General features: G+C 49.1%; 8 protein-coding genes. All 8 read left to right on the top strand.

The window, feature by feature from the left end:
- Positions 1-9 precede the first annotated feature (9 nt).
- The 8 genes from B3L97_RS09790 (at position 10) to murA (ending at position 8,307) form a co-directional block, all read left to right on the top strand.
- Positions 10-1,569, top strand: a complete 1,560-nt coding sequence (locus B3L97_RS09790; RefSeq protein ID WP_286935015.1) for an acyl-CoA carboxylase subunit beta — start codon at positions 10-12, stop codon at positions 1,567-1,569.
- Between the two features lie 19 nt (positions 1,570-1,588).
- Positions 1,589-2,005 (top strand): OadG family protein, encoded by a 417-nt coding sequence (locus B3L97_RS09785; RefSeq protein WP_286935014.1) that lies wholly within the window; start codon positions 1,589-1,591, stop codon positions 2,003-2,005.
- 60 nt (positions 2,006-2,065) lie between these two features.
- Positions 2,066-2,473 carry a biotin/lipoyl-containing protein gene (locus tag B3L97_RS09780; RefSeq protein WP_286935013.1) on the top strand — a complete coding sequence of 136 codons (408 nt, stop codon included), beginning with the start codon at positions 2,066-2,068 and terminating at the stop codon, positions 2,471-2,473.
- Between the two features lie 21 nt (positions 2,474-2,494).
- Positions 2,495-3,616, top strand: a complete 1,122-nt coding sequence (locus B3L97_RS09775) for a sodium ion-translocating decarboxylase subunit beta (protein ID WP_286935011.1) — start codon at positions 2,495-2,497, stop codon at positions 3,614-3,616.
- Between the two features lie 141 nt (positions 3,617-3,757).
- The gene (gene upp / locus B3L97_RS09770; RefSeq protein ID WP_024822293.1) at positions 3,758-4,858 is read left to right on the top strand and encodes a uracil phosphoribosyltransferase; all 1,101 of its coding nucleotides are present in this window, start codon (positions 3,758-3,760) and stop codon (positions 4,856-4,858) included.
- A gap of 63 nt (positions 4,859-4,921) precedes the next feature.
- Positions 4,922-5,767, top strand: a complete 846-nt coding sequence (locus tag B3L97_RS09765) for a glycosyltransferase family 4 protein (RefSeq protein WP_286935009.1) — start codon at positions 4,922-4,924, stop codon at positions 5,765-5,767.
- Positions 5,768-5,784: 17 nt separating this feature from the next.
- Entirely contained in the window at positions 5,785-6,912 is a 1,128-nt protein-coding gene (gene wecB, locus B3L97_RS09760) for a non-hydrolyzing UDP-N-acetylglucosamine 2-epimerase (protein ID WP_024822295.1), read from the top strand.
- Between the two features lie 87 nt (positions 6,913-6,999).
- Positions 7,000-8,307 carry a UDP-N-acetylglucosamine 1-carboxyvinyltransferase gene (gene murA, locus B3L97_RS09755; RefSeq protein WP_286846479.1) on the top strand — a complete coding sequence of 436 codons (1,308 nt, stop codon included), beginning with the start codon at positions 7,000-7,002 and terminating at the stop codon, positions 8,305-8,307.
- Positions 8,308-8,323: the final 16 nt, after the last annotated feature.

Genomic DNA, 8,323 nt, shown 5'->3' with positions numbered 1-8,323 from the left:
AAGTGAGCGATGACGAATCGCAGCATAGATGAATTGTGTTCAGTACTTGAAGCGAAGCGTAAGGAGGCCTCAGTAGGAGGCGGTCCGAAAGCCATAGGGAAGCAGCGAGAGAAGGGGAAGGGTATAGCACGAGAGCGTCTCTCGGCTCTTCTGGATCCAGGCACCTTTGTTGAGCTTGACGAATTTGTGACACACCGTTGCCATCGTTTTGGTCTTGAGGAGAAACAGACTCTCGGCGACGGAGTGGTGACAGGGTATGGCGAGATAGAGGGGCGCCGTGTTTACGTGTTCAGCCAGGACTTCACCGTTCTAGGTGGCAGTCTTGGCGAAATGCATGCTGAAAAGATCTGCAAGGTCATGGACCTGGCATTGAAGAACGGATCTCCATGCATAGGGATCAACGACAGCGGCGGCGCTCGAATTCAGGAAGCAGTAGATGCCCTGAACGGCTACGGGAAGATTTTTTACCGGAACACCATCTCCAGCGGAGTCATACCCCAGCTTTCTGTGATCATGGGTCCCACAGCCGGAGGAGCTGTTTACAGCCCCGCTCTGACCGACTATATTTTCATGGTAGAGAAGACAGGCATCATGCACATCACAGGGCCAGCTGTCATCAAGGCTGTCACAGGCGAGGAAGTGACGAGCGAAGAGCTAGGCGGCTCACTGGCCCACAACGCCAAGAGCGGGAATGCCCACTTCACGGCGTCGAGCGAAGAGGAATGCTTTGCCCAGGTTCGGAAGCTGCTGAGCTACCTTCCGAGCAACAACGTGGAGGAAGCGCCGTGGGAAGAGACGGGAGACGATCCTCTCCGCCTAGTTCCAGGCCTTCGCACCGTAGTTCCCACGAACCCGAACAAAGGGTATCGGGTCCACGACGTGATCGGACAGGTTGTTGACGATGGCGACTTTTTTGAAGTCCAGCCGCTCTGGGCTCCGAACATGGTAGTGGGATACGGTCGAATTGGCGGTCAGGTGATAGGAATCATAGCGAACCAGGCAGCGAACATGGCAGGCTGTCTCGACATAAACGCGTCAGATAAGGCGAGCCGGTTCATTCGCCATTGCGACGCCTTCAACATTCCCATGGTCACCTTTGTTGATGTACCGGGCTACCTTCCCGGAACGGAACAGGAATGGGGAGGCATCATTCGCCACGGTGCGAAACTGCTGTATGCCTACAGTGAAGCCACCGTTCCCATGGTCACCGTAGTTCTCCGGAAGGCCTATGGGGGCGCCTACCTGGGCATGTGTTCGAAGGCCTTGGGAGCCGACATGGTTCTGGCATGGCCTCAGGCTGAGATAGCCGTCATGGGAGCAGAAGGGGCGGCGAACATAGTCTTCCGCAAAGAGATAGAAGGGGCCGAAGACCAGATGGCGGAGCGGAACCGTAAGATTGAGGAATACCGCGAGGCCTTTGCGAACCCCTACGTAGCGTCAGAGCGTGGCTATGTAGACCGAGTGATCCTGCCTGAAGAGACGCGGCGGGAAATCTACCTGGCCCTCCAGGGGACGGCGAACAAGCGCGAACTTCGCCCGAGACGTAAACACGGCGTAATGCCTCACTAAGACGGGAGGATGGAGAAACGTGGATCTACACACATATTTTGAGACAGGGATCAAGGGTCCCATCACATTGGCTCTGATCGCCTTTTCGGCGGTATTTCTCGTTCTTGGCGGTCTGACCGCCATCATCTACGCCATAAAATATATGGGTGGAGTAAAGGAGACGCCGAAAGGGCCCACGCCGCCGTCAGGGCCCTCACAGCCGGTGCCGGCGGCGCCAGTGCCGACAGCATCTCCGGCACCAGTATCGGAGCATCCTCGCGGCCACCTTATAGCGGCCATTACAGGGGCCTTGCTGGCGTCAGGAGAAGGGGCGTGTCGCATTACATCCATCAGGGCAGAGCGAGGGATACGGCGTCCATCACCGAGCTTGTGGAGGACCAGCGCCATCATGGAAGGGCTCGACAGCCTCAACAATCAGACCTGGTCCGGGCGGTAAGCGTCCGGCAGGCCTGAATGGAAGACATGACATTACACCATGTGGAGGGGAAAAAGACCAATGAGCAAAACTTATAGAGTAACAGTAGATGGAACGAGTTATGTAGTGGAAGTGGAAGATCTTGGCGGAACCACGGTTTCGGCAGCAGCACCGGTAGCAACGCCAGCACCCTCGCCAGTAGCACCAGCTCCGACACCGGCACAGGTACCAGTAGCGGCAGCTCCGGCGCCAGCCCCAGCCCCAGCGCCGGTGGGAGGAACTGTCGTCGCAGCTCCCATGCCTGGGAAGATTCTCAAGGTCAACGTAGCGACAGGAGCGTCAGTCCAGGCTGGAGACGTGCTTCTCATCCTGGAAGCCATGAAGATGGAAAACGAGATCATCTCGTCGTCGGCAGGGACTGTCCAGGAGATCCGGGCACGGGAAGGGGACAACGTGAATACGGGAGATACCTTGGTGATCCTCGGCTAAGCCGGGGGGAGAGGACCTATTATGGGAATCTATCTAGACTCAGTAACAAAAATCATTCAAGCTTCGGGGATCTTTGGCCTCACGTGGGGCAATGTGATCATGCTCTGCGTGTCTTTCTTTATGCTCTATCTGGCCATAGTGAAAGGTTTCGAGCCGCTGCTTCTGGTCCCCATTGGTTTCGGCTGTCTGCTCGTGAACCTTCCCCTGTCAGGCATCATGGATGACGGAGGCTTTTTGAGGTACCTTTTTTTCGGGACTGAACATGAGATCTACCCCGTCATTATCTTTATGGGAATCGGAGCCCTTACCGATTTCGCGCCCCTTCTGGCCAACCCCATCACCTTCTTGCTGGGAGCGGCAGCTCAACTGGGTGTGTTTATAGCTATCTTTGGGGCATTGCTGTTGGGGTTCAACGTGAAAGAAGCTGCGTCCATTGGTATTATCGGTGGAGCAGACGGCCCTACAAGCATTTACCTCACCGTGAAGTTGGCACCGCAGATCTTGGGAGCAGTGGCGGTGGCGGCTTATAGCTATATGTCTCTCGTACCGCTTATCCAGCCGCCGGTGATTCGTCTGCTCACCACCAAAGCGGACCGTGCGATCCGCATGGATCAGCTTCGTCCCGTATCGAAGCTGGAACGAGTGCTGTTCCCCATCGTCTGCACCGTGGCTTCAGGACTCCTGCTGCCTTCCTCCGTGCCCCTGATCGGGACCCTTATGTTCGGGAACCTGATCCGTGAGTGCGGCGTGACAGAGCGGCTGAGCCAGGCAGCTCAAAACGAGATTCTCAATGCCACTACCATCTTCCTGGGTTTGTCGGTGGGAGCTACCATGAGCGCAGAACAGTTCCTCACTATAGGGACTATCAAGATCGTTATTCTCGGACTCATTGCCTTCATCTTCAGCACAGCCGGAGGAGTGCTTTTCGGCCAGGTACTGAAAAAGACAAGCGGCGGGAAGATCAACCCTATGATTGGAGCGGCAGGAGTGTCGGCAGTCCCCATGGCCGCCAGAGTGGTACAGCGAATCTGCCAGCAGGAGAACCCGGGAAACTTCCTCCTCATGCATGCCATGGGCCCCAACGTGGCTGGCGTTATTGGAACCGCTGTCGCCGCTGCTGTAATGCTGACACTGCTCGGGTAACAATGACAAACCTATCTGAGTTGCGTACGTAAATAAAAAGTAAAAGAAGTCTTTCCTTTTTCAATATCGGGAAAGACTTCTTTTTACGTGTTATTATATTGCGGATCTAAATAAACTGGCTCTCCGGGAGGTCAAGGAAGAATGAAAATAGCTATAGGATCTGACCATGCAGGTTATTCTGTTAAAACCGTCATTTTACGCCATCTGCAGGAAGAAGGACACGAAGTTTCTGACCACGGGGCAGATACTCCGGATATTTCCAGTGATTACCCTGATGTAGCTCTGTCAGTTGGGAAAGCTGTAGCTAATGGCGAAGCAGAACGAGGTATTCTCATCTGTGGAAGCGGGATAGGGATGTCAATAGCGGCTAACAAGGTTCCAGGAGCTTACGCTGCTCTATGCAATACCACAGAGTTAGCCAAACTTAGCCGACGCCACAACAATGCCAATATATTGGCCATGGGAGGTCGTCTCATTTCGGAGCAACAGGCAACTGAAATAGTTGATGTGTGGCTTAAGGGAACCTTTGAAGGAGACAGGCACCAACGCCGAATAGCAAAAATACGTAGTTATGAAGAAAAGATTGCTCCTTCATATCTAACAAATAATGGAGAAGGACGTATTGTAATTTTTGATCATCCCCTCGTTCAACATAAGGTAAGCATTATTAGGGACAAAAATACCTCTGTCAAAGAATTTAGAGAACTCGTTCAAGAAATAGCCGGCCTTATGGTTTATGAAATCACTCGAAACCTTCCCCTTGTAAAAATTGAGATAGAAACTCCAATCCAGAAAACTACTGGATACACCTTAGAGGGGAAAAAATTGGCTATAGTCCCAGTACTACGGGCTGGATTGGGCATGGTGGACGGCATTCTTCAAATCATTCCCAACGCTAAAGTTGGTCATATAGGACTCTATCGAGATCCTGAAACACTTGAGCCTGTAGAGTACTATTGTAAGCTACCTAGCGATATTAATGAGCGAGACATATTTGTTCTTGACCCGATGCTCGCTACAGGAGGATCCGCTACTGCTGCTATTAGTCTCGTCAAAGAGAAAGGGGCTCGGAAAGTGTCTCTGGTCTGTCTCATAGCCGCTCCAGAGGGCGTAAAAAAGGTACATGAAACCCATCCTGACGTAGATATTTACGCAGCTGCCCTTGACAGCCACTTGAACGAACAGGGCTATATTGTTCCCGGACTTGGGGATGCCGGAGATCGGCTTTTTGGGACCAAATAATTGGAAAATACCATGTGGCGCTTATTATTTATATGCATACTAATGATGGGGTGGGGAGCAGGAATGACCCCCCTCTCCATCAAGTTATCTCATCACTATCGCATCCTTGATGTTCCTGGAGGAAGAAAACATCATTTAGGAAACGTCCCCCGAGGAGCCGGTATAGTTTTATGGATGGGGTATCTCTTATGGGTTTTACTAGGCGCCTCAGGATCTTTCTTCCTCAAATTAAGTGCAACAGGAGCAACTATTGTTTTCCTGTGTGGTTATTGGGACGATATTCGTCCTCTCAATCCCATTGTACGTTTGGTATTACACATATTCGCAGCTTTTTTGGTGCTCATACCAATAGAGCTTCCGTGGACTCACCGCATTTTGATGCTTTTGTGGATAGCCGGCACCACCAGTGCCTATAATATAATTGATGGTCTCAATGGACTATGTTTAAGTATGTTTATCGTGGCAACTTTAATGGCCTCTAGATTAGGCGATCCTTCTCTCTGGTTGCCTATAGGGAGCGCAGCTTTAGGAGTTTTACATTGGAATTTCCCGCGAGCCCGAACTTTTTTAGGAGATGGCGGTAGCACGCTGCTGGGGTACCTTTTCGCTTCACAATTAACTTTCTCTATCTATACAAATTATGTAGAAAATACGCCACAATTATTCTCTATCTGGAAACTCATAATATTCCTTCTCTTGTGGGGCGGGGTCCCTGTATTAGATACTGTAGCTTCTATTATTCGCAGATTGTGTCACCGATGTTCTCCTTTCTTACCTGATCGCGGTCATCTCCATTATAGATTGATTGATAAGGGCTTTTCTCCTGTGCAAACATTAGGGATCTTAGTGCTCCTTCATGGAGCTTTACTTGAGCTGGGTCTTTACTTTTTCACCCGATTCATTCAATGAAATGAAGGAGGGACGAAATGTCTCGAAAGATTGTTTGTGTTGTTGGAACTCGGCCTGAAGCTATAAAAATGGCCCCTGTTATTTTAGAATTAAGAAACAATAAGGAATACAATACTTTGGTATTAGCAACAGGGCAGCATTCAGACATGCTTGACCAAGCCCTCTCTTTCTTCGATATAAAAGCAGATGTAAATCTTCATATTATGAAAGATCGCCAAACACTCGATCACATCACATCTCTTGTTCTGACAGGAACAGGAAAAGTTTTTGATAAGGAACATCCCGATATGGTTCTTGTACATGGCGATACCACTACAACATTGGGAGCAACTTTATCTGCTTTTTATCGAAAAATCCCTGTAGGACACATAGAAGCCGGTTTACGGAGCTGGAATCTAGACCAGCCTTTCCCTGAAGAAGCAAATCGAGTTATCACAGATCGCTTATCAACTCTCTGGTTTGCCCCGACACAAGGAGCAAAACAAAACTTGCTTCAGGAAGGTGCAGACGAGAATCGCATTTTTGTTACAGGTAATACGGTGATAGACTCCCTATCTCGAACAGTAGAACAACATAAGGGATCTCTTCCTGAAGAGCTTTCTGGCCTTCAGCAAGAAGCACCTCTCATTCTGGTCACCGCCCATCGAAGGGAATCGTGGGGGCAGCCTTTAGTAAATATATGTGAGGCTCTATCTGAAATATTGGCTTCTGTACCAGAAATCTATGTGCTCATTCCCCTGCACAAAAATCCGACTGTCCGGGACGTTATACGAAAACATCTCGGGCAGCATAAACGAGTTATTTTTACAGAGCCTCTTGAGTATCCTGATTTTGTACAGGTCATGAATCGAAGCTATATTATCCTTAGTGATAGTGGGGGAGTACAAGAAGAAGCTTCTTTCTTACGCAAGCCAGTACTCATCATGAGAAACCTCTCGGAAAGACCAGAAGCGATACATTCAGGTACTGGAATTCTCGTAGGAACTAATAAAGACCGAATAGTAACTGAAACTCTTCGTCTTTTATCGAGTCGCGAAGACTATGATAAGCTTGTTGGGAAAAGTAATAATCCTTTTGGAGATGGGAAAGCTTCTCAGAGAATTCTCAAATACATTGACAATTTTTTTAAAAAAGAGGAAATATAGTTTAAAATATCCTTTATAAACTTTTCAAAAAGCTCTGTTTTTCAGCTATATTATAAAGCTCTTACATTGAGATCAGGAGTGATTATGATGGACTATAAAATGAAAATTGCTGGCGGAATTCCGCTCCATGGAAAAATAGAAGCACAAGGAGCTAAAAATGCCGCTTTGCCTGTTATGGCTGCTTCTCTTCTATTAAAAGATGCCACGCTTCGGATTCATAAGGTCCCCCGCCTTCATGATGTTATAACCATGGCTGATCTTCTTCGGGATCTTGGCGCCGATATATTTTATGAAAAAGGTGAAATGTCTATCTCTATACCTGAAGAGCTATCGTGGGAAACGCCTGCGAATCTAGTTCGGAAAATGCGCGCCTCTTCCCTCGTTCTTGGGCCATTATTAGCTCGTTGTGGACGAGCCATATTGCCCCTGCCAGGCGGCTGTTCCATCGGAAGTCGTCCCATCGACCTGCACCTTAAGGGGCTCTCCCGCATGGGTGCTACGATAGATCTTGTTCATGGTGCCGTTCACGCGACTGCCAACGGTCTTAAAGGTTGTCGCATCTATCTCGACTTTCCTTCAGTAGGAGCCACAGAAAACCTTCTCATGGCCGCCGTATTTGCCCAAGGGGAGACGGTGCTTGAAAATACAGCACGTGAACCGGAAATTACAAATCTGGTACAAACACTCAAAGCCATGGGAGCCATTATTGAAGAGGATGGGACTGGTGTCATTAGAATTCAAGGAGTTGACGAACTACACGGGGAAGAAATAACTGTCATTCCTGATCGCATAGAAGCATGCACTTATATTCTCGCAGCTATTATTACTGGTGGGGAAGTGGAGATAACGAATATTATTCCCCAACATATAGACTCTCTTCTGGCTAAACTGGAAGAAGCTGGGGCCAACTTCACAGTGGAACAAGATAGAGTTTTAGTTCATCCTGTCAAACGGCTGAAAGCTGTCTCCCTGAAGACATTGCCTTATCCAGGATTTCCAACCGACTTGCAGCCTCAGGTTATGGCAACCCTTGCTTTAGCTGAAGGAGCAAGTGTTATTCAGGAAGGCGTTTTCCAATCGCGGTTCCTCCACGTAAGTGAACTGAATAAAATGGGGGCAAAGATAGAGTTGCAGGGGAATACCGCTGTTGTAACAGGAGTAGAACAACTTATAGGGGCTGACGTCAATGCTACTGATTTGCGGGCAGGTGCCGCTCTTATACTCGCTGGCTTAGCAGCTAAAGACGAGACGTCGGTGTTCCATATTGGCCATGTATGGCGCGGTTACGAAGACATGGATATAAAGCTTCAGCAACTTGGTGGTCGAGTTGAAGTTATTCCTACAGAGCCCTTGAGCACAAAAGTTAATGGGGCTGTACGAAAAGAAGAAGCATAAACAACAAAGAAAAAAA

It is taken from the genome of Aminobacterium sp. UBA4834 (genome assembly GCF_002400205.1).
Lineage (GTDB): Bacteria > Synergistota > Synergistia > Synergistales > Aminobacteriaceae > Aminobacterium > Aminobacterium mobile.
The sequence above is the reverse complement of the archived record's forward strand: the minus strand, read 5'-3'. Positions and strand labels throughout refer to the sequence as shown.

Excerpts from the sequence above, each read along its gene's own strand:
- upp (WP_024822293.1), top strand. The coding sequence starts at position 3,758 with ATGAAAATAGCTATAGGATCTGACCATGCAGGTTATTCTGTTAAAACC.
- B3L97_RS09775 (WP_286935011.1), top strand. The coding sequence starts at position 2,495 with ATGGGAATCTATCTAGACTCAGTAACAAAAATCATTCAAGCTTCGGGG.
- B3L97_RS09765 (WP_286935009.1), top strand. The coding sequence starts at position 4,922 with ATGACCCCCCTCTCCATCAAGTTATCTCATCACTATCGCATCCTTGAT.
- B3L97_RS09790 (WP_286935015.1), top strand. The coding sequence starts at position 10 with ATGACGAATCGCAGCATAGATGAATTGTGTTCAGTACTTGAAGCGAAG.
- murA (WP_286846479.1), top strand. The coding sequence starts at position 7,000 with ATGGACTATAAAATGAAAATTGCTGGCGGAATTCCGCTCCATGGAAAA.
- B3L97_RS09780 (WP_286935013.1), top strand. The coding sequence starts at position 2,066 with ATGAGCAAAACTTATAGAGTAACAGTAGATGGAACGAGTTATGTAGTG.
- wecB (WP_024822295.1), top strand. The coding sequence starts at position 5,785 with ATGTCTCGAAAGATTGTTTGTGTTGTTGGAACTCGGCCTGAAGCTATA.